This is a genomic window from Synechococcus sp. PH41509 (genome assembly GCF_020514285.1).
In the GTDB taxonomy this organism is placed as follows: Bacteria; Cyanobacteriota; Cyanobacteriia; order PCC-6307; family Cyanobiaceae; genus Parasynechococcus.
This window is the reverse complement of record NZ_VTLD01000017.1, coordinates 21,789-47,980: the sequence shown is the minus strand read 5'-3', so window position 1 is coordinate 47,980 and position 26,192 is coordinate 21,789. Positions and strand designations below refer to the sequence as shown.

General features: G+C 61.3%; 27 protein-coding genes and 1 tRNA gene. 17 read left to right on the top strand and 11 right to left on the bottom strand.

Annotated elements, in window-relative coordinates; all coding sequences use genetic code 11:
• Nucleotides 1-1,040: photosystem II D2 protein (photosystem q(a) protein) (gene psbD, locus FZZ88_RS06075; RefSeq protein ID WP_115022136.1), on the bottom strand; the 1,040-nt coding region annotated here is incomplete at its 3' end.
• 164 nt (nt 1,041-1,204) lie between these two features.
• Between psbD and FZZ88_RS06070 the strand changes: the two genes are divergently transcribed.
• From FZZ88_RS06070 to FZZ88_RS06055, 4 genes are all read left to right on the top strand, one after another.
• A complete protein-coding gene (locus tag FZZ88_RS06070) occupies nt 1,205-1,468 on the top strand; it encodes a hypothetical protein (RefSeq protein WP_115095001.1) in 264 nt (87 codons plus the stop codon).
• Nucleotides 1,458-2,147, top strand: a complete 690-nt coding sequence (locus tag FZZ88_RS06065) for an ABC transporter ATP-binding protein (RefSeq protein WP_226423756.1) — start codon at nt 1,458-1,460, stop codon at nt 2,145-2,147. The genes FZZ88_RS06070 and FZZ88_RS06065 overlap by 11 nt, the downstream gene beginning before the upstream one ends.
• 16 nt (nt 2,148-2,163) lie before the next feature.
• Nucleotides 2,164-2,235: transfer RNA gene (locus tag FZZ88_RS06060), tRNA-Asn, on the top strand.
• Nucleotides 2,236-2,516: 281 nt separating this feature from the next.
• Entirely contained in the window at nt 2,517-3,305 is a 789-nt protein-coding gene (locus FZZ88_RS06055; protein ID WP_115024390.1) for a response regulator transcription factor, read from the top strand.
• Nucleotides 3,306-3,321: 16 nt separating this feature from the next.
• On the opposite strand, the gene FZZ88_RS06050 is transcribed toward FZZ88_RS06055, so the two are convergent.
• The 3 genes from FZZ88_RS06050 to FZZ88_RS06040 are packed head-to-tail and all read right to left on the bottom strand — an operon-like array spanning nt 3,322 to nt 7,195.
• Nucleotides 3,322-4,263 (bottom strand): DNA polymerase III subunit delta', encoded by a 942-nt coding sequence (locus FZZ88_RS06050; protein ID WP_166018484.1) that lies wholly within the window; start codon nt 4,261-4,263, stop codon nt 3,322-3,324.
• Entirely contained in the window at nt 4,260-4,889 is a 630-nt protein-coding gene (tmk, locus tag FZZ88_RS06045; RefSeq protein WP_166018483.1) for a dTMP kinase, read from the bottom strand. The genes FZZ88_RS06050 and tmk overlap by 4 nt, the downstream gene beginning before the upstream one ends.
• The gene (locus FZZ88_RS06040; protein ID WP_166018482.1) at nt 4,886-7,195 is read right to left on the bottom strand and encodes a cation-translocating P-type ATPase; all 2,310 of its coding nucleotides are present in this window, start codon (nt 7,193-7,195) and stop codon (nt 4,886-4,888) included. Before FZZ88_RS06040 ends, tmk begins: the two co-directional genes overlap by 4 nt.
• Before the next feature lie 85 nt (nt 7,196-7,280).
• Here FZZ88_RS06040 and FZZ88_RS06035 point away from each other — a divergent pair, with 85 nt between their 5' ends.
• Nucleotides 7,281-7,802 carry a photosystem I assembly protein Ycf3 gene (locus FZZ88_RS06035; protein ID WP_115024398.1) on the top strand — a complete coding sequence of 174 codons (522 nt, stop codon included), beginning with the start codon at nt 7,281-7,283 and terminating at the stop codon, nt 7,800-7,802.
• Nucleotide 7,803: 1 nt separating this feature from the next.
• Here the strand turns inward: FZZ88_RS06035 and radA are convergent, their stop codons facing one another.
• Complete coding sequence (radA, locus tag FZZ88_RS06030; protein WP_166018481.1) at nt 7,804-9,201, bottom strand: DNA repair protein RadA; 1,398 nt, start codon at nt 9,199-9,201, stop codon at nt 7,804-7,806.
• A gap of 90 nt (nt 9,202-9,291) precedes the next feature.
• Here radA and rpaB point away from each other — a divergent pair, with 90 nt between their 5' ends.
• The 5 genes from rpaB to FZZ88_RS06005 are packed head-to-tail and all read left to right on the top strand — an operon-like array spanning nt 9,292 to nt 13,960.
• The gene (gene rpaB / locus FZZ88_RS06025; RefSeq protein ID WP_115094937.1) at nt 9,292-10,038 is read left to right on the top strand and encodes a response regulator transcription factor RpaB; all 747 of its coding nucleotides are present in this window, start codon (nt 9,292-9,294) and stop codon (nt 10,036-10,038) included.
• Nucleotides 10,019-11,338, top strand: coding sequence for a phosphate acyltransferase PlsX (gene plsX, locus FZZ88_RS06020; protein ID WP_166018480.1), 1,320 nt, complete (start codon nt 10,019-10,021; stop codon nt 11,336-11,338). The genes rpaB and plsX overlap by 20 nt, the downstream gene beginning before the upstream one ends.
• A 57-nt stretch (nt 11,339-11,395) precedes the next feature.
• Nucleotides 11,396-12,385 (top strand): beta-ketoacyl-ACP synthase III, encoded by a 990-nt coding sequence (locus tag FZZ88_RS06015; protein ID WP_226423759.1) that lies wholly within the window; start codon nt 11,396-11,398, stop codon nt 12,383-12,385.
• A 28-nt stretch (nt 12,386-12,413) separates the two neighbouring features.
• The gene (gene fabD / locus FZZ88_RS06010) at nt 12,414-13,310 is read left to right on the top strand and encodes an ACP S-malonyltransferase (protein ID WP_166018478.1); all 897 of its coding nucleotides are present in this window, start codon (nt 12,414-12,416) and stop codon (nt 13,308-13,310) included.
• The gene (locus tag FZZ88_RS06005) at nt 13,307-13,960 is read left to right on the top strand and encodes a lysophospholipid acyltransferase family protein (RefSeq protein WP_166018477.1); all 654 of its coding nucleotides are present in this window, start codon (nt 13,307-13,309) and stop codon (nt 13,958-13,960) included. Before fabD ends, FZZ88_RS06005 begins: the two co-directional genes overlap by 4 nt.
• On the opposite strand, the gene FZZ88_RS06000 is transcribed toward FZZ88_RS06005, so the two are convergent.
• From FZZ88_RS06000 to FZZ88_RS05990, 3 genes are read right to left on the bottom strand one after another with little or no spacing between them, the layout of a single operon-like run.
• On the bottom strand, nt 13,923-14,498 hold the full coding sequence (locus FZZ88_RS06000; protein ID WP_166018475.1) for a YdcF family protein: 576 nt from the start codon (nt 14,496-14,498) through the stop codon (nt 13,923-13,925). The two genes, FZZ88_RS06005 and FZZ88_RS06000, sit on opposite strands and share 38 nt — an antisense overlap.
• A complete protein-coding gene (gene tsaB, locus FZZ88_RS05995; RefSeq protein ID WP_226423755.1) occupies nt 14,498-15,157 on the bottom strand; it encodes a tRNA (adenosine(37)-N6)-threonylcarbamoyltransferase complex dimerization subunit type 1 TsaB in 660 nt (219 codons plus the stop codon). Before tsaB ends, FZZ88_RS06000 begins: the two co-directional genes overlap by 1 nt.
• Entirely contained in the window at nt 15,118-15,369 is a 252-nt protein-coding gene (locus FZZ88_RS05990) for a Ycf34 family protein (RefSeq protein ID WP_115024415.1), read from the bottom strand. The genes tsaB and FZZ88_RS05990 overlap by 40 nt, the downstream gene beginning before the upstream one ends.
• Before the next feature lie 31 nt (nt 15,370-15,400).
• Between FZZ88_RS05990 and FZZ88_RS05985 the strand changes: the two genes are divergently transcribed.
• Both FZZ88_RS05985 and FZZ88_RS05980 read left to right on the top strand, forming a co-directional pair.
• On the top strand, nt 15,401-16,594 hold the full coding sequence (locus tag FZZ88_RS05985; RefSeq protein ID WP_166018471.1) for a CCA tRNA nucleotidyltransferase: 1,194 nt from the start codon (nt 15,401-15,403) through the stop codon (nt 16,592-16,594).
• Nucleotides 16,595-16,655: 61 nt separating this feature from the next.
• A complete protein-coding gene (locus tag FZZ88_RS05980; protein ID WP_166018469.1) occupies nt 16,656-17,087 on the top strand; it encodes an RNA-binding protein in 432 nt (143 codons plus the stop codon).
• An 84-nt stretch (nt 17,088-17,171) separates the two neighbouring features.
• Here FZZ88_RS05980 and FZZ88_RS05975 read toward each other — a convergent pair whose 3' ends face one another.
• Entirely contained in the window at nt 17,172-18,080 is a 909-nt protein-coding gene (locus FZZ88_RS05975) for a phytoene synthase (protein WP_166018467.1), read from the bottom strand.
• A gap of 3 nt (nt 18,081-18,083) precedes the next feature.
• Complete coding sequence (pds, locus tag FZZ88_RS05970) at nt 18,084-19,502, bottom strand: 15-cis-phytoene desaturase (RefSeq protein ID WP_166018465.1); 1,419 nt, start codon at nt 19,500-19,502, stop codon at nt 18,084-18,086.
• A gap of 88 nt (nt 19,503-19,590) precedes the next feature.
• Between pds and FZZ88_RS05965 the strand changes: the two genes are divergently transcribed.
• Entirely contained in the window at nt 19,591-19,938 is a 348-nt protein-coding gene (locus tag FZZ88_RS05965; RefSeq protein WP_115094927.1) for an NAD(P)H-quinone oxidoreductase subunit M, read from the top strand.
• Complete coding sequence (locus FZZ88_RS05960) at nt 19,935-20,567, top strand: DUF3172 domain-containing protein (protein WP_166018463.1); 633 nt, start codon at nt 19,935-19,937, stop codon at nt 20,565-20,567. The genes FZZ88_RS05965 and FZZ88_RS05960 overlap by 4 nt, the downstream gene beginning before the upstream one ends.
• Here the strand turns inward: FZZ88_RS05960 and FZZ88_RS05955 are convergent.
• A complete protein-coding gene (locus FZZ88_RS05955; RefSeq protein WP_166018461.1) occupies nt 20,558-21,547 on the bottom strand; it encodes a LysR family transcriptional regulator in 990 nt (329 codons plus the stop codon). The genes FZZ88_RS05960 and FZZ88_RS05955 overlap by 10 nt on opposite strands.
• 81 nt (nt 21,548-21,628) lie before the next feature.
• Here FZZ88_RS05955 and FZZ88_RS05950 point away from each other — a divergent pair, with 81 nt between their 5' ends.
• From FZZ88_RS05950 to FZZ88_RS05940, 3 genes are all read left to right on the top strand, one after another.
• Complete coding sequence (locus FZZ88_RS05950; RefSeq protein ID WP_166018458.1) at nt 21,629-22,360, top strand: NnrU family protein; 732 nt, start codon at nt 21,629-21,631, stop codon at nt 22,358-22,360.
• Between the two features lie 34 nt (nt 22,361-22,394).
• Nucleotides 22,395-24,404, top strand: coding sequence for an NAD(P)H-quinone oxidoreductase subunit 5 (locus FZZ88_RS05945; RefSeq protein ID WP_166018457.1), 2,010 nt, complete (start codon nt 22,395-22,397; stop codon nt 24,402-24,404).
• Nucleotides 24,405-24,497: 93 nt separating this feature from the next.
• The gene (locus FZZ88_RS05940; protein ID WP_115024432.1) at nt 24,498-26,135 is read left to right on the top strand and encodes an NAD(P)H-quinone oxidoreductase subunit 4; all 1,638 of its coding nucleotides are present in this window, start codon (nt 24,498-24,500) and stop codon (nt 26,133-26,135) included.
• Nucleotides 26,136-26,192 lie beyond the last annotated feature (57 nt).

The following is a 26,192-nucleotide window of genomic DNA, read 5'->3' as shown; positions in this document are numbered from 1 at the left end:
CGGGGCAGAACCTCTTCAGGGAAGACGAAGTTTTCGTGCGGCTGGTCAGCCGGTGCCATCCAGGCACGCAGACCTTCATTCAGAAGGATGTTCTTGGTGTAGAAGGTCTCAAATTCGGGATCTTCTGCAGCGCGGATTTCCTGTGACACGAAGTCATAGGCACGCAGGTTGAGGGCCAAGCCGATGATGCCGATGGAGCTGGTCCACAGGCCCATCACAGGCACGAACAACATGAAGAAGTGCAGCCAGCGCTTGTTGGAGAAGGCGATACCGAAGATCTGACTCCAGAAGCGGTTGGCGGTGACCATGGAATAGGTCTCTTCTTCCTGAGTGGGCTCGAACGCCTTGAAGGTGTTGGCCTGCTCACCGTCCTCAAACAGAGTGTTTTCCACGGTGGCGCCGTGAATGGCGCAGAGCAGTGCACCGCCGAGGATGCCGGCGACGCCCATCATGTGGAAGGGATTCAGGGTCCAGTTATGGAAGCCCTGGAGGAAGAGGAGGAAGCGGAAGATCGCTGCCACACCGAAGGAGGGCGCGAAGAACCAGCTGCTCTGGCCGAGGGGGTACATCAGGAAGACACTGACGAACACCGCAATCGGACCGGAGAAGGCGATGGCGTTGTAAGGGCGGATGCCAACCAGACGAGCAATCTCGAACTGGCGAAGCATGAAGCCGATCAAAGCGAAGGCGCCGTGCAGGGCAACGAAGGCCCAAAGACCACCGAGCTGACACCAGCGAACAAAATCACCTTGGGCTTCAGGGCCCCAGAGGAGAAGCAAGCTGTGACCCATCGCATCAGCGGGGGTGGACACAGCAGCGGTAAGGAAGTTGCAACCTTCCAGGTACGAGGAGGCAATGCCGTGGGTGTACCAGGAGGTCACGAAAGTGGTGCCGGTCAGCCAGCCACCAATGGCCAAGTAGGCCGTTGGAAGGAGAAGGATGCCAGACCAGCCAATGAATACGAAGCGGTCGCGCTTGAGCCAGTCATCGAGGACGTCGAACCATCCCCGCTGTGGCGCGCGTCCTACAGCGATCGTCATGAGAAGTGCTTCATGATCCGTTACACGAGCGAGCCTAGGGGGGGATCACCGAAATGGGGCGGCTCCCCGCACCCATTTGCAAGGGATGAGTAGAAATGCGCATTTCTGAACCGACGGGATGCCGCCCCCTCCGCGAAGATGACGCATCGATCTTTTCCAACGCTGTGTACGTCATCGAACTGGCCTTGCGCATGAGTCCTCTCCCTGTGTCTGTCCAGCGCAAAGAGCTTGCTGATGCCGATGCGCTTTATCAGCAAATCCGCCAAGCCATTGACCACAGCCAACCCCGTCTCCTGGAGCTCACCTGCGAGAAAGTAGAGGGGAAAAAAGTGACGCTGCTGGTCAGTGAGGTTCTCGCCGTTCAGCTTTATGAGAAGGCTTCGGCGACGGGTGGCAGCAAGCGACCCGGCTTTTCCTTTGATTCCTGAAACCGCCACCGCTGAATTGAGGGTTGAGGCCGTTAGCCATCGTTGGCCGAACGGCCATCAGGCTCTCGATCGCTGCAACCTCGTGATCCCAGGCCCTGGTCTGTGGATGCTGGTGGGAAGCAACGGAAGCGGCAAAAGCACCTTATTCCGCCTGATTTCCGGACTTTTGGAACCGCAGAGCGGACAAATTCACTGCCGCACCAAAACTGCTCTGGTCTTTCAAAACCCCGACCATCAACTGTTGCTTCCCAGTTGCGGCAGTGACCTGATGCTCGGCATGGACTCCAAAGGGCTGGGGAGACAACGCCAAAGCGCAGTGCGTGACCTGCTGAAACAGTTCGGCCTCGCTGAGATGGAGAACCGACCCATTCACAGCCTCAGCGGCGGCCAGAAACAACGCCTGGCCATCGCTGGAGCCCTGGCGAGTGACGCCGGCCTACTGCTGCTGGACGAGCCGACCGCCCTGCTGGACCCCGAGAGTCAGACCACGGTGCTGAATACCGTGCAACGCCTTTGCAGAGACGCCATCCAACCGATCACAGCTCTTTGGATCACCCACAGGCTGGGGGAGTTGAACTTCGCTGATGGTGCAGCCCGCATGCGCGATGGTCGAATTGGTCCCTGGACAAGTGGAAGGGAACTGCAACGACGCTTGCAGGGCGGCGCATTCGAGAGGTAAGGTCTCCGGGAGCCATTCCTCGGTAGCTCAGCGGTAGAGCGGTCGACTGTTAATCGATTGGTCGCAGGTTCGAATCCCGCCCGGGGAGCTTTAAAGCCACAGCATTTGCTGTGGCTTTTTTATTGACAAAAAAAGGAATTTCGTGACGGGTGATTGCCCGAAGCGGAAGACTTCCTAAACAGCTGATCGAGAAACAAAACTAAAAAAGCCTTCATATCGCTGTCACTGCAGACGATCTCCTGCAAACAAGCCCATCACTGACTCGCCACCCAAAATCTGCAGACACTTGAAAAGCTTGAGAGAATCTGCTCAGCGTTAATCCCGACAGACAAGCGCTCCTTTTTCTCCAGCCGCACTGCCGCCGAACCAATGAAGCCTTGCATCCTGCTAATCGAAGATGACCAGGACATGCGCGACCTGGTGAGCGGTCATCTGGAGCACAGTGGCTTCGACGTGCAGCGCGCCGACGACGGCATCAAAGGTCAGGCCCTTGCTCTCCAGTACACCCCCGATCTGATCCTGCTGGATCTGATGCTTCCGAAGGTGGATGGCCTCACCCTTTGTCAGCGTCTGCGGCGAGATGAGCGCACAGCGGGGATACCGATCCTGATGCTGACAGCTCTGGGTGGTACCAAGGACAAAGTCAGCGGTTTCAACTCAGGGGCTGATGACTACCTGACCAAACCCTTCGATCTGGAGGAGCTTCAGGTCAGGGTCAAGGCCTTGCTGCGTCGCAGTGATCGTGCACCCGTTGGATCGAGCAATCACAACGAAATCCTCAGCTACGGACCCCTCACCCTGGTGCCCGAGCGCTTCGAAGCCATTTGGTTCGATCAACCCGTGCGGCTCACGCACCTGGAGTTCGAACTTCTCCACTGCCTGCTCCAGCGTCACGGACAGACCGTGGCTCCTTCGTTGATCCTCAAGGAAGTCTGGGGCTACGAGCCTGATGACGACATCGAGACCATTCGTGTGCATGTGAGGCACTTGCGGACCAAGCTGGAACCCGATCCCCGCAAGCCACGGTTCATCAAGACGGTGTATGGAGCGGGCTACTGCCTGGAGCTCCCCACTAGCGCCCAGATGGATGGCCTTGAGGACGTCGTGGCGATGGCCCGCGAAGAACGCAAGCAGCAAGGGGATCGGGCCTCGGCCTGACCAGCCAGACGGCCTGTTAAACGGATGGCGTGAGGTCCAGAAGCGCCACCTCCCAGGCCAGACGAGGCTGTACGAAAGAGAGCAACTGACCGCGCAGCATGTCCAGTCTCTTGAGCATTACAGCGGAGCTACCACAGCGCCAAAGCCGATGTTGCCACCAGCCGATCAGCCACAGCTGCTGCTCACCATCGAGGGCTTCGCACAGATCGCGCGCCAATGACAGTGCCTCCATCGGATTGGCAGGCAGGGCGTTGAAGCGCTGAACCAATTCCTCCGGGACACCCGCCAGGCTGCGGCGATGGTCGATCAAAGCCCCTGGAGAACCGGCAGCCAGCGCCAGCAGTTCTGGTGCGTCTTGAGCCATGGCACCGGTGCGCTCCAGAACTTGTGCCATGGCCTCAGGATTGAGCCTGAGAAAACGGATCAACTGACAACGGGAGCGAATGGTGCTGAGCAGCCGCTCAGGGGCTGACGTCAACAGGATCAGCACCCCATGGCCTGGTTCCTCCAACGTTTTCAGCAGAGCGTTTGCCGCTGCCTCCGCCATCGCTTCGGCGGCTTCAATCACCACCATGCCTCGCTGGGCCTCCACTGGCTGCCGTGCCAAACAGCGGCCAATGTCTCGAATCTGCTCCAACCGCAACTGTGGCGGGGTGCGGCGACTGAGTCCCGCCTCCTCGGCTTCCGCACGGGTGAACAAACGCCCCTGATGCTGATACGTGGGCTCCACCCAGAGCAGGTCAGGGTGATTGCGCTCCAGCAAGCGTCGCCGTTCCCGAGCAGAGGACTGACCATCGGCCAGCAGACCCTCCAGGAAACGCACCGCCGTCAGTTGACGCCCGACCCCCTCAGGGCCGGCGAAGAGGTAGGCCGGTGCCACGCGTCCCTGGGCGAGGGCTGCCGACAACAGATCAACTGCGAGGGGCTGGCCGATCAGATCCTCAAACAGCGCGCTCAAGCCAGATGCTCCTGAAGCTGATGTTCCAGAGCAGCACTGACGGCAATCGCTGACTGGTCAGCAGCGACGGAGCACCAGGAGCGCTGCTGCGCCAACTGCGCAAAACCCTGCGAGACCCGTTCCAGGAATGAAGCTCCCTCCGCTTCGATGCGGTCCTGCTTGTCCCCAAGGCGCCGCTCAAGACTGGCTTGAACAGGAAGGCGCAGCCAGAGGGTGAGATCGGGCTGCAAGCCAGTGGTGGCGATCTGTTCAAGCCGTTGAATCAAGTCTCGATCCAAGCCACGGCCATAGCCCTGATACGCCAGGGTGGATCCCGCGAAGCGATCACTGAGAACCCAGTCACCACGTTCCAGTGCCGGACGGATCAACGTTTCAACATGCTGAGCCCGATCGGCGGCATACAAAAGCAACTCGGCGGTGGGGGCTGGTGCCTCCTGGTCGGCTGTGTGCAGCAGGAGTTCACGAATCGAGCGCCCGAGGGGGGTCCCTCCGGGCTCACGGGTACAAACCAAAGAAGCACCTTTCGGCATCAGACCGCTTATGGGCAACCAATCGACCAGATGACGGATCTGCGTGGTCTTACCGCAGCCATCAATGCCCTCCAAAACAATGAGACGTCCAGTCATGGCAAGCGAAGAGCCAGGGCATTCATCACCACGGTGATGGAACTCAAGGCCATCAGCAGCGCTGCCAGCGGAGGCGACAGCAGTACCCCATGGCTGGGGAGCAGGGCACCCGCAGCAACAGGGAGAACGATGAGGTTGTAACCGAAGGCCCAGAACAAGTTCTGCCGCACCTTCACCAAAGTTCGGCGGGCCAGGCCGAGGGCTTCGGGAAGGTTGTCGAGCCGATCGCCAAGCAGCACAAGATCAGCGGAGTCCTGCGCGATCTGCGTTCCAGTACCGATGGCGATCCCAAGATCAGCCGCGGCCAAAGCAGGCGCATCGTTGATGCCGTCGCCCACCATCGCCACCCGCTCGCCCTGACGCAGCTGCTCGAGGCGTTGCAGCTTCTGCTCCGGGAGCATCTGCCAGCCCAGATCATGAGCCGCAAAACCCAACTGCTGACCGAGGCGCTGGACAGCTGCCTCCCGGTCACCGCTGAACACCGAAAGAGTCAAGCCATGGGCCCGCAGGCGTTGCAGCGCAGGAGCGACATCCGGACGGATCTGATCCTCGATCTGAATCAGTCCCAACAGGCGATCACCCACAGCAACCGCCACCACCGAGCCTTCAGCGACAGAGAGCCAGCCCTGAGCTGCTGGGGAAATGCCCACACCCTGCGCCACCAACCAGTCGGGCTTTCCGACACGAACCCTGGCCGATGCACCATCCACCTGGCCTTCCAGCCCCTGACCGGACACAGTGCGCACGTCATCGCACTCCAATAGTTGGAGCTCCCGCCCCTGGGCCTCCTGCAGCAGGGCATAGGCCAAGGGATGGCGGCTGCTTTGCTCCAGGCTGGCGGCGAGTTGCAATAAACGATCCGAGTCATCCCCGTGCACATCGGTGACCAGGGGGCGACCCAAAGTGAGGGTGCCGGTCTTGTCGAAGACCACATGGTCCAGACCCGCGGCGGTTTCGATGACATCGCCACCGCGGAACAGCCAACCGCGCCGGGCCGCTAGGCCGGTGGCCACCGTGATCACGGTTGGAGTAGCCAGACCGAGGGCGCAGGGGCAGGCGACCACCAGCACCGCGATCGACAGTTGCAAAGCCAGACCAATCGGGGTGCTGGCTCCACGTCCCAACCCCCCGTGATGCATCTCATGGGGCATCGCATGGTCATGGGGCATCCCGGGCGCTGAAGCCTGCAGGACCTGGGGCCAATGATCGGCGCCGAACAACCACCAGAACAGAAACGTTGCGAGAGCCAGGCCAATGACGCCATAGCAAAAGCGACCCGCCACACGATCGGCAAGGCCCTGAATGGGGGCCCGACGGGCCTGGGCCTGCTCCACCAAGCGAATGATCCGAGCAAGAGCGGTTTCGGCGCCAACTCGGGTGACCTTGAACACCAGAGTTGCCTCCAAATTGAGGCTGCCGGACGACAACTCGATGCCGGGCTCTGCCTGCAACGGCAAGGGCTCACCGGTGAGGCTCGACACATCAACAGCCGAAGCCCCCTCAAGCACCACTCCATCCACCGGGACGCGGTCACCCGCCAGCAACTGAACGGTTTCTCCGGGTCGCAGAGCCCCGACGCGCACCTCACGAATCGCGCCGTCGGGCAACAACAGTCGAGCCGTGTCAGGCTGGAGCCGAGCCAGTTGCTGCAACGCCTGCCCGGTCCGAAAACGGGCCCGTTCCTCCAAGAAACGCCCAAGCAGAACGAAGCCCAGCAGCATCACCGGTTCATTGAAAAAGCAGGGCCAACCCACCTGGGGCCAGACCAACGCCACCAGGCTCGCCACATAGGCACTGCTCACTCCCAGGCCCACGAGGGAGTCCATGCTGGGAGCCCCTGCACGAGCAGCGGCAACACCACCCAGCAAGATCGGACGGCCTGGCCCGAGCAGAGCCACCGTTGCAAGCGTGGCGTGGAAGGGAAGGGTGCCGATCAGAGGCAGCGACAGCTGTCCTGCCTCACTGAGATGCCCAAGCACAGACAGCAGGAGCAGCAGCAGGGCAACCATCAGCTGTCGCCATTGCTGCCACCAGCCCGGCAATGCTTGGCCGGCAGCCGCCGCACCGATCGGGTCGTCCAAAGCGCGCTCTTTGGCCGGGAAGCCCCTGTCTGCAAGGGCTTTCAACACCCCAGCTACATCACTCTCACCCGCGGTGAGATCGAGCCAAGCCGAGCGGCTGACCAGATTCACATCGGCACGCTGGACACCAGGCTGGTCCAAGAGGGTGGTTTCAACAGCGCGAACGCAACCGCCGCATTTCATCCCTTCCACATCCAGGACGACGGTATGAACCGCAGGGCTCACAGGTGTTTACGCAACAGGGATCATTACGAGCAGGCTAGGTCGGGCTCTGATCCCGTCAGGATGGGGGCCAGTCCGCCGGAGCGCCGTGCCCCGCAGCAACCGCAACGACAACTTCATTGACAAGAGCTTCACGGTGATGGCGGACCTGATCGTCAAGCTGTTGCCGATCAATGCCCGCTCGAAGGAGGCCTACGTCTATTACCGCGATGGCCTCTCCGCCCAGAACGATGGTGATTACGCCGAGGCACTGGAGAACTATGAGGAGGCTCTGAAGCTTGAGGAGAACTCCACAGACCGGAGTGAAACCCTCAAGAACATGGCCATCATTTACATGTCCAATGGCGAGGAGGAGCGGGCCATCGAGACCTACCGCCAGGCTCTCGAAGAAAACCCAAAGCAACCCTCCTGCCTCAAGAACATGGGGCTGATCTACGAAAAACGGGGGCGAATCGCCGAAGAAGGCGGTCGGCAGGACGAAGCCGATCGCTGGTTTGATCAGGCAGCCGATGTCTGGACCCAGGCCGTGCGCCTCAATCCCGGCGGTTATCTCGATATCGAAAACTGGTTGAAATCAACAGGCCGCAGCAACGTCGACGTCTACTTCTGAATCAGGTCTGATCGGGCTGCACAGCATCACCGAGCGCCAGCACCAAGGCCTCGGTGACGTTATCGGCCTCCAGAAGAGCCAGATCCAGACCCGACGCCAGATCTCCGAGGCCGCTGCCCCGGGGCACGACAGCCCGCCGAAACCCCAGCCGTGCCGCTTCCTGGAGCCGCAACTCCAGCTGACCGACAGGGCGCAGCTGTCCCCCCAAACCGAGCTCTCCGATCAACACCGTGCCCGCAGGAAGAGTGAGATCTCTAAAGCTGGCAACCACTGCAGCAGCAACCCCCAGATCCGCCGCCGGCTCCTCCACCTCCAGACCACCGGCAACGGCGAGGTAGCAATCGAAGCGCGAGAGCGGCAGTCCCATGTGCTTCTCCAGCACCGCAAGGATCTGGTGCAAACGGTTCGTGCCGATCCCTGTGGCTGTACGTCGCGGGCTGGCATAGCTGGTGACATTCACCAGAGCCTGCAGATCCACCACCAGCGAACGCGTGCCCTCACAGGCCACGATCGTCGCCACACCGGACGCACGGGCATCGCTGAGGAACAGCTCACTGGGGTTGCCCACCTCGGCTAAGCCACCGCTCTGCATCTCGAACAAACCCAACTCATGGGTGGCGCCGAAGCGGTTCTTAACGGCGCGCAGCAGGCGGTGACTGGCGAACCGGTCACCTTCGAAGGTGAGTACGGCATCCACAAGGTGTTCCAACACCTTCGGGCCGGCCAGCATGCCTTCCTTGGTGACATGGCCCACCAAGAGCAGGGAAATGTTCTGGCGTTTGGCCAACCGTTGCAGGGCAGCCGCACATTCGCGCACCTGGCCAACCGACCCCGGAGCACTGGTGAGATTGGCGTCATGTAAGGCCTGAATGCTGTCGATAATCGCCACAGCGGGGCGAAGCGCTTCCAGCTCCTCCAACACCAGTTCCAGATCGGTTTCGGCCAGCAACTGCAGCTCCGATGCCCCTCCAGCGAGCCGCTGCCAGCGCAGCTTCACCTGCTGCGCCGATTCCTCAGCACTCACGTAAAGCACCGATGCACCGGCCGCCATCGCCGAGGCGCTCTGCAGCAGCAACGTGCTCTTGCCGATTCCTGGATCGCCGCCCACGAGCACCAGAGAACCGGGCACAAGGCCTCCACCCAAAACACGGTCAAATTCAGCGGAACCGGTCGCCAGGCGTTGCAGCGGTTGATCCTCCAGCGAGGCCATGGCGGTGGAGCGTCGCGGCGCAGCGGCCACCTCTGGATCCGGAGCACTGCGGCGACGACGGCCATCGGCTGGAGGCTGAGATTGCTCCACCAAGGAATTCCAGCTGCCGCACTCGGGGCAACGGCCAAAAAACTGTCGGGCACGGGCTCCGCAGACCTGACAGATGAAAACAGCGGTGGACTTGGGCACTGCGAACTGTGAAGAAAGTTGCCGTTGAATGAACGAATCAGGGGGCTGCCCTTTTATTTGTGGCGAGAAGTGACTAACGCCTCGTTGCCCATGACGGCCACGGCTCCCACCAAGGAAACGATCCTCGTGGTCGACGACGAGGCATCGATCCGACGGATCCTGGAAACCCGGTTATCCATGATTGGGTACAACGTGGTGACCGCCTGCGACGGCACCGAAGCCCTGGAATTGTTCCCGACCTGCACTCCCGACCTCGTGGTGCTGGACGTGATGATGCCGAAGCTGGATGGCTACGGCGTCTGCCAAGAGCTTCGCAAGGAGTCGGACGTACCCATCGTGATGCTGACGGCCCTCGGCGACGTGGCCGACCGAATCACAGGGCTTGAGCTTGGGGCCGATGACTACGTGGTGAAGCCCTTCAGCCCCAAGGAGCTGGAGGCCCGCATCCGCTGCGTGCTGCGACGGGTTGAGAAGGAACAGGTGGCGGGCATCCCCAACTCCGGGGTCATTCAGGTGATCGACTTGCGAATCGACACCAACAAACGCCAGGTGTTCCGTGGCGACGAAAGGATCCGGCTGACAGGCATGGAATTCAGCCTGCTGGAACTGCTGGTGAGCCGTTCCGGTGAACCGTTCAACCGCGGCGAGATCCTCAAGGAGGTTTGGGGTTACACCCCGGAACGCCACGTGGACACCCGGGTGGTGGATGTTCATATCTCCCGGCTGCGATCCAAACTGGAGGATGATCCGGCCAATCCCGAGTTAATCCTCACAGCTCGGGGCACCGGCTACCTGTTCCAGCGCATCGTCGATTCCGTTGCCTCCGAAGGTCCCTGATCCCGCCCCGGCCCCTCAGCCGCGGAACAAGACCAACCGTCCTCGGGCGATCCGTCGCCTGGTGATCTGGTATCGGCGCAACGCCGCCGTCACAACCATCGTGGATGGTGCTGCCAACTCAGCAACGGCAGCCGGATCGATGGCGGGCACCGTGGCAGAAACCGTGGTGTCCGGAGCCGGCACGGTGGCCAGCAACGTGCTCCAACCGCTGGTGTTCGATCCCCTGCGCTGGCTGCAGGGGGGCACTGATGCCGACGAGATCGACGATGCGGAACGTCTCTGGGTCGCCGTCGATGGCATGGGCGGTGACCATGCCCCAGGTCCAATTCTGGAGGGATGTCTGGACGCCATTGACCGGCTACCCCTGAAGATCCGCTTCGTGGGGGAAATCGAGCGGGTCATGGCCGCCGCCAACAGCCTCGGCCTGCGCGAATCCCTAGAAAGTGCAAGGGCAGCAGGGCATCTGGACCTGGTGGCCAGTGGCCCCTCCATCGGCATGGATGACGAGGCCACGGCGGTGCGGCGCAAAAGGGACGCCAGCATCAATGTGGCCATGGACCTCGTGAAGAAAGGGGAAGCTCTCGCGGTGTACTCAGCCGGAAATTCCGGTGCAGTGATGGCTTCGGCGATTTTCCGGCTGGGACGGCTGAAGGGCATCGACCGACCAGCCATCGGTGCACTGTTCCCAACCAAAGATCCCGGTCAGCCGGTATTGGTGCTCGACGTTGGCGCCAACATGGACTGCAAACCCGCCTATCTGCACCAATTCGCCCTGCTGGGGAACATCTACAGCCGTGATGTTCTCCAGGTGAGTCAGCCGCGGATCGGCCTGCTGAACATCGGCGAAGAGGAATGCAAGGGGAACGATCTCTCCTTAAAGAGCCATGAACTGCTGCGGGATGAATCCAGGCTGCATTTCGCCGGAAACTGCGAAGGCCGTGATGTCCTCTCGGGCGATTTCGATGTAGTGGTCTGTGATGGATTCACCGGCAATGTGTTGCTGAAGTTTTTGGAATCCGTCGGCAGTGTTCTGCTGGGGGTGCTGCGGGCGGAGTTGCCCCGGGGTCGGCGCGGCAAGGTGGGATCAGCGTTTCTGCGCAGCAACCTCAAACGCATTAAGAAGCGGTTGGACCATGCCGAGCACGGTGGGGCGCTGCTTCTGGGCGTCAACGGCATTTCCGTGATCGGCCATGGCAGCAGCCGGGCCCTCTCGGTCGTTAGTGCCCTGCGCATTGCCCACTCCGCTGCGAGCCATGGCGTCATGGAGGATCTCGCAACACTGCATCAGGGTTGTGATTGACTGACGCGACGTCCTTCAACCTCCGCTTTGGTCGAGCCGCTCAGCACAACCAGAGGGGTGTTGTTCCGAGGGTCTGGCAGCGCGACGCCCAGCCGCTCCATCAGCAACGAAGAGCTCGGCCAGCGGGTTGAAACCAGTGATTCCTGGATTCGGAGTCGTACCGGGATTGCCGCACGACGCGTGATCGATGCGGATGAATCCCTAACCGAACTGAGTGGATTAGCGGCGGAACGGGCTCTCGCCATGGCCGGTTGGTCTGCCGACAGCCTCGATCTGATTTTGTTGGCGACCTCGACCCCAGACGACCTGTTCGGTTCGGCGCCACGCCTACAGGCTCGACTGGGTGCCACCAATGCCGTGGCCTTTGATCTCACCGCCGCCTGTAGTGGCTTTCTTTTCGCCGTTGTCACCGCTGCCCAGTACCTGCGCAGTGGGGCGATGCGCCGCATCCTCGTGGTGGGAGCCGATCAACTGAGCCGCTGGGTGAACTGGGACGACCGACGCTCCTGTGTGCTGTTCGGTGATGCGGCCGGCGCCGTGGTGCTGGAGGCATCAGAAAACGGCCAAGACAATCTGGAGGGATTCCTGCTGCGCTCTGATGGCAGCCGAGGCGAGGTCCTCCAGCTTCCCCAGGTCAGCGAGCGCAAGTCCCTTGTGGGGGACGCCAGCCATCAGTGCGGCGGCTTCGAACCCATTCAGATGAACGGGCAGGAGGTCTACAAATTCGCGGTGCGCGAAGTGCCAGCCATCCTCGAGCAACTGCTCGAACAGAAAAGCGTCGCTGCAGATGCCGTGGACTGGCTGCTGCTGCATCAGGCCAACCAACGAATCCTTGATGCAGTGGCAGATCGCTTCTCTGTCCCATCCGAGAAAGTGCTCAGCAATCTGGCGCACTACGGCAACACATCAGCGGCCACCATTCCCTTGATGCTGGACGAAGCCGTGCGCGATGGACGCATCCAACCCGGACACCGCATCGCCAGCAGTGGCTTCGGAGCGGGATTGAGCTGGGGTGCAGCACTCTTCCGCTGGAGCGGCCCCGCCTAATCTCCGGCACGGTCAGCAGAAAACAGCAATGGCGATCGCCTGGGTCTTTCCCGGTCAGGGCTCTCAAAAGGTGGGCATGGCAGAAGCGCTGCTCAGCATCGATGGCAGCCGCGAACGTTTCGCCACAGCCTCCGAACTGCTGGGGCGCGACCTCTTGGCGATCTGCCAGGGCGAAAGCGGCGGCGGTGATGGACCGGATGATCTCAACGACACCCGCAACACCCAGCCCGCCCTGTTCGTGATCGAATCGCTGCTGGCCGACAACCTGCAGCAGCAGGGCCGCGAGCCTGCACTGGTGGCCGGCCACAGCCTGGGCGAGCTGGTCGCCCTCTACAGCGCTGGTGTGTTTGGGCTGGACACAGGCCTGCAGCTGATGAAGACCCGCTCAGAACTGATGGCGAGCGCTGGGGGCGGTGCCATGACGGCCGTGATCGGCTTCGATCGCGGTCAGCTGGACGACCTGGTAGCCGCCACGGAAGGCGTCAGCATCGCCAACGACAACAGCGATGCCCAAGTGGTGATCTCCGGCGCTCCAGAGGCCGTACAGAGCGTGAGTGGAGCCCTGAAATGCAAGCGCGCGATCCCTTTGGTCGTCTCCGGGGCTTTCCACTCTCCTTTCATGGCAGAGGCTGCTGAGCGCTTTGCCGCTGCGCTGGACCAGGTGCCATTTCAGGATGCCCGCGTTCCGGTGCTCAGCAACAGCGCTGCCAGCGCCAGCACCAGCGCGGACGAGCTCAAACAACGCCTGAAGCAGCAGATGACGACCGGGGTGCGCTGGCGAGAAACCATGGCGGCGATGACCGATAGCGGCGTAGACACCCTGGTGGAAATCGGACCGGGGAACGTGCTCAGTGGCCTGGCGAAACGAAGCATGAGCGGCGTGACCACCGCCCAGATCGCCGGGGCGGGAGACCTCGGGCAGTGAGTCAATCCAGCCTCGTGCCCACACCCAAGCCAAGCTTCACCTACCGGCTGGTCAGCAACCTGCTGGTCTTCCCTGTCTTTCGCTTGCTGTTCCGCGGCTCGACCGCAGGCAACAACCGAGTACCCATGCAAGGGCCTCTCGTGGTGGTGGCCAATCACGGCTCCCATCTGGACCCCCCCTTGCTGGGCCATGCCCTGGGCCGCCCCGTTGCTTTCATGGCGAAGGCGGAACTATTCAGCATCCCGCTGCTGGGACGTGTGATCCGGGCCTGTGGTGCCTACCCCGTCCGGCGGGGGGCCAGCGATCGCGAAGCGATTCGAACAGCGACGGCACGGCTCGAGGAGGGCTGGGCCACCGGCGTTTTCCTGGACGGCACCCGACAAAGCGACGGCCGGATCAACAACCCACTCCCCGGAGCGGCCCTGCTGGCGGCGCGTACAGGCGCCCCACTGCTGCCGGTGGCCATCCATAACAGCCACCGCGCCTTGGGAACGGGTCGCAGCTGGCCGCGCCTGGTGCCCATCCAGCTGCGTATCGGTGACCCCATCCCAGCACCGGCCAGTCGCCGCAGGCCCGATCTGGATGCCACCACCGCCCTGCTGCAGGAACGCATCAATGCTCTGCTGGATCAGGGTCCGCAGCATCCCTGAGGTCTCGACCCGTCATCACCCAAGCCAAGGCGCGCAACCAGTCACTCCATTGCTTCAAGCGCCCCTCCTGCATGCAATCCGTACGGCACGCCACGGGAACTCCGGTGAGCTGAATGCCTCGGCTCCCCGCCACCACCTGGCCCACCGCCATCGAGCGTGGCAAGTGGTCTTCGCTGGTCACCAGCAACACGTGGCGGACGCCATCCGCCTGCAGCTCATCCACAACAGAGGTGAAGTTGCTGAGGGTGTCACGGGCCCGGTAATCGAGGGTGACGCGGTCTGGATTGAAGCGCTCTTCACTGAGCATCCATTCGGCGTACTCAGGATTGCTACCACCGCTCACCAGCAGCGGCAGATCAAGCTGACGCGCCAACCGGGCACCCATTCGTTCCCGGTCCACATCACCCCCAAGCACAAGCACGAGTTGCGGTGGGCTGCGATCCAACAGAGCCTGGCGATAGGGAGACAGCGGTCCGGGCCCCAGCAGCCAGGCCATGAGGCCAGCACCCAGCAGCAGCCCTGTACGCACTCCCGCCATCAGACCTGTCCAACAGGAGAAGTGGGATAGATCGGCAAGACCTCAGCCCAGGGCATCGCCACCCCGGCCCCATGGCTGCGCTGCAACAGCTGCAGCAACAGCTCCACATCCGCCGCCACATCAAGTTGTGCCTCAACGGCTGGCTGAGGAGATGCCCCCTGCGGCAGCAAGGTCGGCAGGCTGAGTTCGTGGACCTGCCCCGAGATGATCTGGTACTGACCACCAACCACCCCCCGGCGGGGCAACTCCTGGGTGATCCAGAACGGTTGCCCCTGATTCGATCCCAGCAGTTGCGACTCCAAGCGTGGCGCCATCAAGGCGTAACTGCTTACCCCGAGCAGGGGGCAATCCAGCTGTTGCGCCAGGGTGCGCGCCATCACCACCGTCAGGCGGGTGCCGGTGAAGCCGCCAGGCCCTGTCGCCACGGCAAGGCCCTGCAATTGGGACCAACGCTCAGGGGGAAGGAGCGCCTGAACGCGCGAAATCAGACTGTTAGACAGCCCACGTCCATCGGGATGAACCTGCACGAGCGGCCCTGCTCCAGGCTGCTCAGGATCAAGCAGCGCCATCCCAAATCGATCCGAACAGCTGTGCAAGGCGAGCAGCAGCGGCAAGGCCGTCATCGGGGCAACTCCTGCCCTGGACAGCAACGCCGCCATCGACCGGGATCTGCCTTAAAGCTTGAGCAGGACCGAACATCCCACTCAACCCCGGCCTGACCATTGGGGAGATCGATCACCGACACGTGAATTCTCGGCGCATCTGGCTCAAAGTCCGGAGTCTCAGCAAGATGCGGAACGCCATGCTGACGCTCAACTGCGTGATAGGCCTGACAACGGTCGACCCAGCTGCAGTCCACGCAGATGCACATGCCTCCCAAGGCCGTTCACTCCCCCATTCTGATGGTCCAAGGCTCTGGCGACGTACTGCTTGAACAGTTGCGAGCGCGACTGGCACCAGCGCAATGGCCGCTCCCCCTGAAACGGCTCCCCAAAGGCACAGCGCTGGTGGGCGGGGCAGTTCGCGATGGATTGCTCGACCGTCTCCAGGATCAACCCGATCTAGATCTCGTGGTCCCGACCGACGCCATCGCTCTGACCCAGGCCCTAGCCCAGGAGCTCCATGGCACCTGTGTGGTGCTGGACAGGGAACGGAGCATTGCTCGGCTGGTGCTCGGAGGCTGGACGGTGGACATCGCCCGACAGGACGGTGCCTGCATCGAAGACGATCTCTGGCGCCGCGACTACCGACTCAATGCCATCGCTGTTTCGCTCCAACCCTGGGGACAGTTGTGGGACCCCACCGGTGGACTGAACGATCTCCAACAGGGTTGCCTGACTGCTGTGTCGGAAACCAACCTCACCGACGATCCCTTGCGGCTGCTGCGGGGATTGAGGCTAGCGGCTGAGATCCCGCTCACAATCTGCAGCCAAACCATGGGCTGGATTGAGCGTCATGCCTCACGGCTGCCTGAGGCGGCACCGGAGCGGATCCTCGCGGAACTGCAGCGCCTGGTGCGGGGCGAGCACGCCGATGCAGCGATAGCAGCCCTGCGGAGTCTGCCGTTGCTGCGCCCCTGGGCCGCCGAGGGGCAACCACCAGCGCCCGCTGACACGGAAGGCATGAGCAAGGAGGAAGTAGCTGTCGCTCTGCCCTTGGCGCGGCTAACAGCCCTCATCAGTGATGACGGCATGATCCAACTCCGAGCCAGTCGGGCCCTGCGCCAACGCTGCGAACGCCTGCGGTTCTGGCAGCAACACACCGGCCTGGCACCGGAGTGTCTGCTGGAAACCGATCGACTGAGATTGCATGACGAGCTTGAACGGGATCTCCCCGCGCTCGCCCTGCAACTGCCAATGCCCGAGAAAGAGATCTGGCTGCGGCGATGGCGGGACGCTGATGACCCCCTGTTCCACCCCAGAGCACCCATCGACGGCAACAGCCTGCTCAAGGCTCTGGAGATGCAACCCGGCCCCCTTCTTGGACGTCTGCTGCATCATCTGAAGCTTGAACGCGCCTTCCAGAGGATCCAGACCACGACTGAGGCCATTGAGGAAGCCAAACATTTCTTGACCCGTGAAAGCGAGGCTCTGTGATTAACTTTGCAGGTGTCAATGATGACGGTCAGACACCGACAGATCGCATTTTCTTTCCTTCATGAGCATCCGCCTGTACATCGGCAACCTGCCGCAGACCTTTGAAGAACAGGAGCTGGTGGCTCTGCTCAAGTCAGTTGGAGAGGGGATTCGGTTCAAGTCGGTTCTCGACCGCGAAACCGGCAGCTGTCGTGGATTCGGCTTTGCCAATGTCGACGACGCCAAGGTCGCCGATGCAGTGATCGAACAGCTGAACGGCAAAGAGTTCGGTGGAAGCTCTCTCCGGATCGAGCGTTCCGAACGACGGGATAACAACGCCGGTGGCAACCGTCGTGGAGCCCCCAATGCTGCAGGCCAGCCTCAGGTGGCCCGCAAAGCGGTGAACAAGGTGGTTCACAGTGACGAGAAGAGCGAAGGCGCTCCCGACCCCCGCTGGGCCGGTGAGCTGTCCAAGCTCAAGGACCTGCTGGCCGACCAGAAGACTGCAGTCTGAATCCTTCAGCGATCTGGTTGAGCAAAACGCTATTCATCAGCCCCTGCCGGTTTTACTGGCAGGGGCTTTTTGCTGAATCGAACCTCAGCGTGACTGGGCCAGGAGGAACGAACGCGGCAGATCGAGCAGCTTGTTGACCTTGGCCACGTAGGCACGGTGATTGAACACGTCGTAATCGACCCGTTCAATCTCATCCAAGATTCCCCGATAGAGCCGTAACGACGTCCACACCGGCCAGCGCGCATCGGCAGAGAGCCAGCGCACCCCGGCTTCAGAACGCGCAAACCAGTCGCGGGCCCGCTCCAACTGGAATCGCATCAATGCACGCCAGGAATTGTTGAGTGTTCCTGCCATCAACTCATCTTCTGAATATCCGAAGCGCTCGAGATCTTCTTGCGGCAGATAGATACGACCGCGGCCCCGATCTTCACCCACATCCCGAAGGATGTTGGTGAGCTGGTTGGCGATCCCCAAAGCGACGGCAGCATCGGATGTGTCTGGGCAGTCACTCCAGGGAGCTGAGGTGTAGGCCTGATCGACACCCATAACTCCCTGGGTCATCAGGCCAACGGTGCCAGCAACGCGGTAGCAGTAGAGCTTGAGGTCCTCGAAGCGGGGGTAGCGGGTCCAGGTGAGGTCCATCCGCTGTCCCTCAATCATGTCGAGATAAGGCTGGATGCCCTGGGGAAACCGCTCCAGGGTGTCCACCATCACCGCATCCAGATCGTCCTCCACCCGTCCGGCGAACAAAGCCCGGGTTTTCTCTTCCCAGCCGTCGAGCCGCTCAGCAAGCTCCTCCACCGGACGCGCCTGAGCTTCAGGGCTATCCATCAACTCGTCCGTACGACGGCACCAGACATAGATCGCCCAGATGGCACGCCGCTTCTCTGGGGGCAGAAGCAAGGTGCCGATATAGAACGTCTTGGCCCACTCAGCGGTCTCCCGACGGCAGGCCTCGAAGGCTGCGTCGAGATCCGGGGAGGCGAGGGGCATGGCTCAGGCCGTCACGGGCTCACTAGAAGAGGTCGATGATGCCAGCTGACCTGTCTTGCGGTCCACCGCACCGGCGCAGAGCTTGCCACTCAGCACGGCGCCTTCCATCGATGCGAGATAGCGCTGCATCGTGTAATCACCGGCCAGGAAGAAGTTCTTGATTGGGGTGGTCTGATCGGGGCGCAACTGCTGACAACCAGGGGTCGTTTTGTAGACGGACAAAGGAGTCTTCACGACCTTGTATTTGCGCAGTGTGGCGGGATTTTCACCACCAAAATGCATCGGGAACAGCTTGGTAAGCTCGCCCATGGTGGCCTCGATGATCTCTTCATCAGGGCGACCGATCCAGTCCTTGGCTGGCGCGAACACCAGCTCGAGCATTGACTTGTCGGGGTCTTCATACTCCCTGCAAGTGATGCTCATGTCGGCGTAGACGCTGAGCAGGGGCGACCGGCTGAACAACAGATGGTCGATATCGGTGAGCTTGCGATCGAACCAGAGGTGCAGGTTGATCACGGGCACACCACGCAGACCATCGAGCTTGCTGAAAACCTCCATCTGCTTCCAGGGCTCGGGCAAGAGCAGCTTGAAGGGATCAACAGGCAATGCACTGACGTAGGCATCAGCGGTGAGATCGAAGCTCTCCTTGCCCTTCAAGCCGCCGATGTGGAAGGCCGCTACAGAACCATCCTCATTGAGCTTGATCTCCCGCAGGGGACTATCGAGATGCACTTCCCCACCGAGTGATTCGATGTGCTCGACCACCGGCTGGCAAAGCCGCTCCGGGGGCGCGCCATCGAGGAAAGCCATCTTGGAGCCGTTCTTCTCCTGCAGGAAACGATTGAGCGCTGTGAGCACAACCGTGGCAGAGATTTCATCGGGATCGATGAAATTCAGCGCCTTGCTCATCGCTAAGAACACTTCATCGTTCACCCGTTCGGGAATGTTGTGGACCCGCAGCCACTCGGTCCAGGAATACTTGTCGCACTCTTCGACATACCCCTGCCCCCGGAGCATCGCAGGCACAAGGCCCAGGCCGAAGCTAATTTTCTCAGGCCAGCTCAGCATGTCGTTGTTTCCCAGGATCGCGGCCACACCATTCACAGGGGCTGGCAGATCAGGAAAATCAAAGCGGCTGTAGGTGCCTGGTTCCTCCTGCTGATTGAAGATCATCGAGTGGCTCTTCCACTGCAGCCGGTCTTCGATGTTCAGCTCTTTAAAGAGCTGCAGCATGTTCGGGTAAGCGCCGAAAAAGATATGCAGGCCGGTCTCGTACCAGTCGCCGTCTTCGTCTTTCCAGGCTGCGACCTTGCCGCCGAGAACATCCCTGGCTTCGACAACGATCGGCGTGTGGCCGGCATCCGCCAGATATTTGGCACAGGAGAGTCCTGCAAGACCAGCTCCGGCAATAGCGACGCGCATGCGGCCGTCTCGAAAGTGGAACCAACCTTAAAAGGGCTTGACCCCCGTTCGCTTCTTAAAGTCGTGTCAGCTTTCCCGTGGTCGCGTCTTGGCTGACACCCTTCTCAAGTGCACCACCCGTCACGTGCGCCTGTTCACAGCGGCCCTCCAGGATGAAGATCTCGTCCCTTCGGACGACCAACTCACCTTGGATCTGGATCCCGACAATGAATTCCTGTGGGACGACGCCAGCCTCACCAAGGTGCAAGGACGCTTCAAGGAACTGGTGGATGCCGCGGCCGGCGGCGAACTGAGTGACTACACCCTGCGCCGCATCGGCACCGACCTGGAGGGATTCATCCGTCAGCTGCTGCAAGCAGGAGAACTGAGCTACAACACCGATGGCCGTGTGCAGAACTTCTCCATGGGCCTGCCCCGCACCCCTGAACTGTTGTGACCCGCTCGCGGTACGACCGAGGTAGTCGCGGGCCAAGGGACGGCCGTTACGACCGGTCTGAGCGGGATCGTTACGACCCCCCGCAGCGTGGTGGATACGGGCGACCACCAGGTCCCCCACCGGGAGGTGGATCTCAGGGCCCCTTCCAATTCAGCACCCTCACCGTGGCCGTTTTGGCAGGTGTTCTTGTGGTGGGGATCGGCATCGGAAGTGCTGTCACCAGCACAACACAAGGTGACCAAGGCAACATCGCCAGTTCCCAGCAACTGGACATGGCTGTGCCAGACCCGGAATTCTGCCGGCAGTGGGGGGCGAGCGCCTTCGTCATGGACATCGAGATGTACACAACGCTCAACCCTTCCAGCAGCTTCGTGACCCAGCCAACGCTGCAACCGGGTTGCGTCATCCGCCGGGAAAACTGGTCGGTGCTGCGCAAGGAAGGGGCCATCAGCTCCGAGCAGGAGCGTGAATGCAAACAACGGATGAATACCTTTGCCTACATCGGCTCTGTGCGGGACAAACCCGTGGTGCGCTGCGTTTACCAAACCGACATCACTCAGAACAAATTCCTGACCCGGGGCGTGGCTGACGACTCGGTCGGTTTGACCCCAGAAGCAGATCAGTTCTGAATCAGCGGCTCCCCCATCACCTCAGGCACTGCTTTCGGTGCCTGGCGTATGGGGCTGTCGGCACTGGCAAAGACAGGTAAGACGTCATTGCGAAAGGCCACCGAGGCCCGTGAGCAGTAGCGGGCGGGATGGGTGATCAGCTTGAGCTGGCGCCGCACCTGCAGATCGGCCACTTGAGGGCGGTGAATCGTTCCCGCCGATAACTCCCGCTCAATCGACACCACGGGAACAAAGGCGGCACCAAGGCCAGCCTGAACTGCATTCTTGATCGCTTCCAGCGAATTCAGTTCCATGTCGATGCGCAGGCGCTGCACATCCAGGCCGGAGCGGGCCAGGAGCTGATCGACCATCTTCCGGGTGGTCGATTGCGCATCAAGGCAGACGAAGCCCAGGCGATAGAGGTCTTCCTTGGTGAGTTCAGCCAGTCGGGCCAACGGGTGCTTCACCGGCAGCACAAGCGCGAGCTCGTCACTGGCGTATGGAACCACCTGCAGCAGTTCATTGAGTTCCGCCGGCAATTCACCGCCAATGATGGCCAGATCGACCTGGCCATTGGCCACGCTCCAACCGGTTCTCCTGGTGCTGTGGACCTGGAGCTGCACCGACACCTCCGGGTATTTCTGGCGGAACAAGCCGATCATCCGAGGCATCAAGTAAGTGCCTGTCGTCTGACTCGCCCCCACGATCAGGGAGCCACCTTTGAGGTTGTGGAGATCATCCAAAGCCCGACAGGCTTCATGGCACTGGCTGAGGATGCGGTCGCAGTAACTCAGCAGCAAATGGCCGGCTTCCGTCAGCTGTGCCTTGCGCCCGCCGCGATCGAACAGCGACACCTCCAGTTGCTTCTCCAGGTTCTGGATCTGAAGGCTGACGGCGGGCTGGGTGACGTAAAGACTGTCGGCAGCTTTCTTGAAGCTGCCCTCACTCACAATCGCGCGAAGGATCCGCAGTTGGTCGAGGGTGAACGGCAGATCGGCCACCGCGGAACACCCGGGGGAACGACTGAAATCTAGGACTGCTGGGTCCGCCAGCCAGAATCACGCCCTCCCAACCCAGCGGCCATGGCCTCGACTCACCACAGCAGCATCGTGATGCTGCTGCTGCTGATCCTGTTTGCGGTGATTCACAGCGGTGGAGCAGCCCTGCGCACCCGCGCTGAGGCAGTGATCGGCGCACGGGCCTGGCGGCTGATCTTCGCGGCAGCCAGCATTCCCTCGGCCGTGGTGGTGATCGGATGGTTCCTGGCCCATCGCTACGACGGGGTGCGGCTGTGGAATCTGCAGGGCGTCCCGGGCGTGATTCCGCTCGTGTGGATTGGAACGGCCGTCAGCTTTCTGTTTCTATATCCAGCCACCTACAACCTGCTGGAGATCCCGGCAGTGCTGAAACCACAGGTGCGTCTTTACGCCACGGGGATCATCCGCATCAGCCGGCATCCGCAGGCCATCGGTCAAATTCTCTGGTGCCTCACCCACGCCCTCTGGATCGGCAGCAGCTTCATGCTGGTGACCTGCGTGGGCTTAATCGGTCATCACATATTCGCTGTCTGGCATGGCGACCGGCGTTCGAAAGCTCGCTTCGGTGAAGCCTTTGATGAACTCAAGGCCAACACCTCCATCGTTCCCTTCGCCGCGGTTCTGGATGGACGCCAGCAGCTCCAGTGGCAGGAATTCGTCCGACCCGCGCAACTCGGTATCGCCATCGCCGTCGGCATCTTTTGGTGGGCCCATCGCTTCATTCCGACCGCTGCAGGGTTGATGCGCAATTCAGCACTCCAGAAACTCCTGGGCTGAGCTGCCTACACTCGCTTCAACCTGCTGCTTGCGGATGCCCTCGGCCGAGGAACTCGCCTGGCTCATTCCCGTTTTGCCCCTGTTCGGCGCCGTGCTGACCGGGTTGGGATTGATCAGCTTCAACCGCACGATCAACCGATTGCGCAAACCCGTTGCGCTGCTTTTGATTTCCTGTGTCGGTGCAGCTGCGGTGCTGAGCTACAGCATCCTGTTCAACCAGCTCAATGGGGCCCCACCGGTCGAGCATCTATTCGTATGGGCCAGTGCGGGCAGCTTCGTTTTGCCGATGGGCTACGTGGTTGATCCGCTTGGGGCCGTGATGCTCGCGCTGGTCACCACCATCGCCCTGCTGGTGATGGTGTATTCCCATGGCTACATGGCTCACGACAAGGGCTATGTGCGCTTCTTCACCTATCTGGCTCTGTTCAGCAGCTCCATGCTGGGGCTGATCATCAGTCCCAATCTCCTGGAGATCTACGTCTTCTGGGAGCTGGTGGGCATGTGCTCCTACCTGCTGGTGGGCTTCTGGTACGACCGCGATGGTGCCGCCCATGCAGCCCAGAAAGCCTTTGTGGTGAACCGAGTCGGTGACTTCGGTCTGCTACTGGGAATCCTTGGCCTGTTCTGGGCCACCGGCAGTTTTGATTTCCAGGGCATTGCCGATGGTCTGCAGAACGGCCTGGCCAATGGAACGGTGGCCCCATGGGCAGCACTGCTGCTCTGCTTGCTGGTGTTCATGGGTCCGATGGCCAAGTCGGCTCAGTTCCCCCTCCATGTCTGGCTGCCCGATGCCATGGAGGGTCCGACACCCATTTCAGCCCTGATTCACGCCGCCACGATGGTGGCTGCAGGGGTGTTCCTTGTGGCCCGCCTCGATCCGCTGTACGCCCAATTCCCCGTCATTCAAACGGTGATTGCCGTCGTCGGCACGATCACCTGCTTCTTGGGGGCCTCCATCGCCCTCACCCAGATGGACCTCAAGAAGGGGCTGGCTTACAGCACCGTCTCCCAGCTCGGCTACATGATGCTGGCCATGGGTTGTGGAGCCCCGGTTGCTGGCATCTTTCACCTGGTGACTCATGCCTTCTTCAAGGCCATGCTGTTCCTGGGTTCTGGCTCCGTGATCCACGCCATGGAAGAGGTGGTGGGTCACGAGCCCGTGCTCGCCCAAGACATGCGTCTGATGGGTGGCTTACGCAAAAAGATGCCAGTCACCTCGATCACCTTCTTCATCGGTTGCATCGCCATCAGCGGCATTCCTCCCCTGGCTGGCTTCTGGAGCAAAGACGAAATCCTTGGTCAAGCCTTCAACAGTTATCCCCTGCTGTGGGTGGTGGGTTTCATGACTGCGGGAATGACGGCCTTTTACATGTTCCGCCTGTACTTCCTCACCTTTGAAGGGGAGTTCCGCGGCAACGACACCGCCATGCAGACCCAACTGCTCGCAGCAGCTGGCAAGGATCCTGCGGAACACCATCTCCATGGTGGCAGCGTGCACGAGTCCGCCTGGCCCATGGCCGCACCCTTGGCGGTGTTGGCGGTGCCTTCGGTGCTCATTGGTCTTCTCGGAACGCCCTGGAACAGCCGCTTTGCAGGGCTGCTGAATCCTGAGGAAGCTCTCGAGATGGCAGAACAGTTCAGCTGGGGGGAATTCCTGCCACTGGCGGGGGCTTCAGTGGCCATCTCCGTCGCGGGCATCACCCTGGCTGTTCTGGCCTATGCCCTGCATCGGATCGATCTGGGTGAAATGGTGGCCGGCCGCTTCCCCACGGTGAATGCCTTCTTCGCCAATAAGTGGTATCTCGATGTGGTCAACGAGAAGTTGTTTGTACGAGGCAGCCGCAAACTGGCCCGGGAGGTTCTCGAAGTGGACGCGAAGGTGGTTGATGGTGTTGTCAATCTCACCGGACTTCTCACCCTCGGAAGCGGCGAGGGTCTGAAGTATCTGGAGACCGGACGCGCGCAGTTCTATGCCCTGATCGTGTTCGCTGGAGTGATTGCTCTGGTGGTGCTGTTCGGCGTCATCGGCGGACCGATCTCTTAAGTCTCGATCGGACATGTGTGTCATCGCCTATCGAGGTGATGACACAGCGCCCATGATTTCTACGATCCAACCAGTAAGGGTCGGATTCACAGCGTGTTCGAATTCGCAGTCGCCGGACTTGGCGACCCGGTGCAGGCCACAGTTCCGTGGCTGAGCCTATCGATCCTGGTTCCGATCGTGGGTGCACTGCTGGTTCCTCTCGTTCCCGATGAAGGGGACGGCAAAAAGGTGCGCTGGTATGCCCTAATCGTGACGCTGATCACCTTTCTGATCACCGTTGCGGCTTACCTGACCGGCTATGACCCCAGCCTGAGTGGCCTGCAGCTGTCCGAACGGGTGAGCTGGCTGCCCGATCTGGGGCTCACTTGGGCGGTTGGAGCGGATGGGCTCTCGATGCCGCTGATTCTGCTCACCAGCTTCATCACAACCCTGGCTTGCCTGGCTGCTTGGCCGGTGAGTTTCAAACCGCGCTTGTTTTATTTCCTGCTCCTGGCCATGGACGGCGGCCAGATCGCAGTCTTCGCGGTGCAAGACATGCTGCTGTTCTTCCTGGCCTGGGAGCTGGAGCTGATCCCGGTGTATCTACTTCTGGCCATCTGGGGCGGCAAGAAACGCCAGTACGCAGCCACAAAATTCATTCTCTACACCGCTGGCAGCTCCCTGTTCATTCTTTTGGCCGCTTTGGCCATGGGATTCTTCGGCGGTGGCACCCCCAGCTTTGAGTACACCGCTCTTGCCGCAAAGGACTTCGGCACGGGCTTTCAACTGCTCTGCTACGCCGGGCTACTGATCGCCTTCGGCGTGAAACTGCCGATCGTGCCGCTGCACACCTGGCTCCCGGATGCCCATGGCGAAGCCACTGCACCGGTGCACATGCTTCTGGCCGGCATCCTGCTGAAGATGGGGGGCTATGCGCTGCTGCGGTTTAACTGCGAACTGCTGCCAGCGGCCCACGCTCAGTTCGCACCGCTGCTGATTGTGTTGGGGGTGGTCAACATCATCTACGCCGCCCTCACCTCTTTCGCCCAGCGCAACCTGAAGCGAAAGATCGCCTACAGCTCGATCAGCCACATGGGTTTCGTGCTGATCGGCGTGGGCAGCTTCAGTGCCCTCGGCACCAGTGGAGCCATGCTCCAAATGATCAGCCACGGGTTGATCGGGGCCAGCCTGTTCTTCCTCGTAGGTGCCACCTACGACCGCACCCACACCCTTCAGCTGGATGAGATGGGGGGCATTGGCCAGAAGATGCGGATCATGTTCGCGCTGTGGACCGTTTGTGCCCTCGCATCCCTGGCTCTGCCAGGCATGAGTGGATTCGTCAGTGAATTGATGGTGTTCGCAGGTTTCGCAACCGATGAGGCCTACACCCTGCCCTTCCGCGTGGTGATCTGCGCTCTGGCCGCTGTTGGCGTGATTCTCACGCCGATCTATCTGCTCTCGATGCTGCGGGAGATCTTCTTCGGCAAAGAGAAGGAGGAGCTGGTCTCCCACACCAACTTGGTGGATGCGGAGCCGCGTGAGGTGTACATCATCGGTTGCCTGCTGGTGCCGATCATCGGAATTGGGCTCTATCCCAAGCTGATGACCGACAGCTACCGCAGCTCAATTGAAGCCCTGGTGAACCGAAACCTGGGCGCCATGGAGCAGGTGATGTCACCAACGGCCCCCTTGATTCGAGGCCAAGCAACGGTTCCGGCTGTGATCCAGGCCCCCATGGTGGGCACTTCATAAAACACGTATCGATTCTTGTTCGGGAGCTACCAACTGTCCGTAAGTTGAATTATCGCT

Bases quoted from the DNA above. Each gene is read 5' to 3' on its own strand.
- FZZ88_RS06055 (WP_115024390.1), top strand. From the start codon at position 2,517: ATGAAGCCTTGCATCCTGCTAATCGAAGATGACCAGGACATGCGCGAC.
- tmk (WP_166018483.1), bottom strand. From the start codon at position 4,889: ATGACTGGACGTCTCATTGTTTTGGAGGGCATTGATGGCTGCGGTAAG.
- rpaB (WP_115094937.1), top strand. From the start codon at position 9,292: ATGACGGCCACGGCTCCCACCAAGGAAACGATCCTCGTGGTCGACGAC.
- fabD (WP_166018478.1), top strand. From the start codon at position 12,414: ATGGCGATCGCCTGGGTCTTTCCCGGTCAGGGCTCTCAAAAGGTGGGC.
- FZZ88_RS06000 (WP_166018475.1), bottom strand. From the start codon at position 14,498: ATGGCGGGAGTGCGTACAGGGCTGCTGCTGGGTGCTGGCCTCATGGCC.
- tsaB (WP_226423755.1), bottom strand. From the start codon at position 15,157: ATGGCGGCGTTGCTGTCCAGGGCAGGAGTTGCCCCGATGACGGCCTTG.
- FZZ88_RS05990 (WP_115024415.1), bottom strand. From the start codon at position 15,369: ATGTGCATCTGCGTGGACTGCAGCTGGGTCGACCGTTGTCAGGCCTAT.
- FZZ88_RS05985 (WP_166018471.1), top strand. From the start codon at position 15,401: ATGGTCCAAGGCTCTGGCGACGTACTGCTTGAACAGTTGCGAGCGCGA.
- FZZ88_RS05980 (WP_166018469.1), top strand. From the start codon at position 16,656: ATGAGCATCCGCCTGTACATCGGCAACCTGCCGCAGACCTTTGAAGAA.
- FZZ88_RS05975 (WP_166018467.1), bottom strand. From the start codon at position 18,080: ATGCCCCTCGCCTCCCCGGATCTCGACGCAGCCTTCGAGGCCTGCCGT.
- pds (WP_166018465.1), bottom strand. From the start codon at position 19,502: ATGCGCGTCGCTATTGCCGGAGCTGGTCTTGCAGGACTCTCCTGTGCC.
- FZZ88_RS05950 (WP_166018458.1), top strand. From the start codon at position 21,629: ATGGCCTCGACTCACCACAGCAGCATCGTGATGCTGCTGCTGCTGATC.
- FZZ88_RS05945 (WP_166018457.1), top strand. From the start codon at position 22,395: ATGCCCTCGGCCGAGGAACTCGCCTGGCTCATTCCCGTTTTGCCCCTG.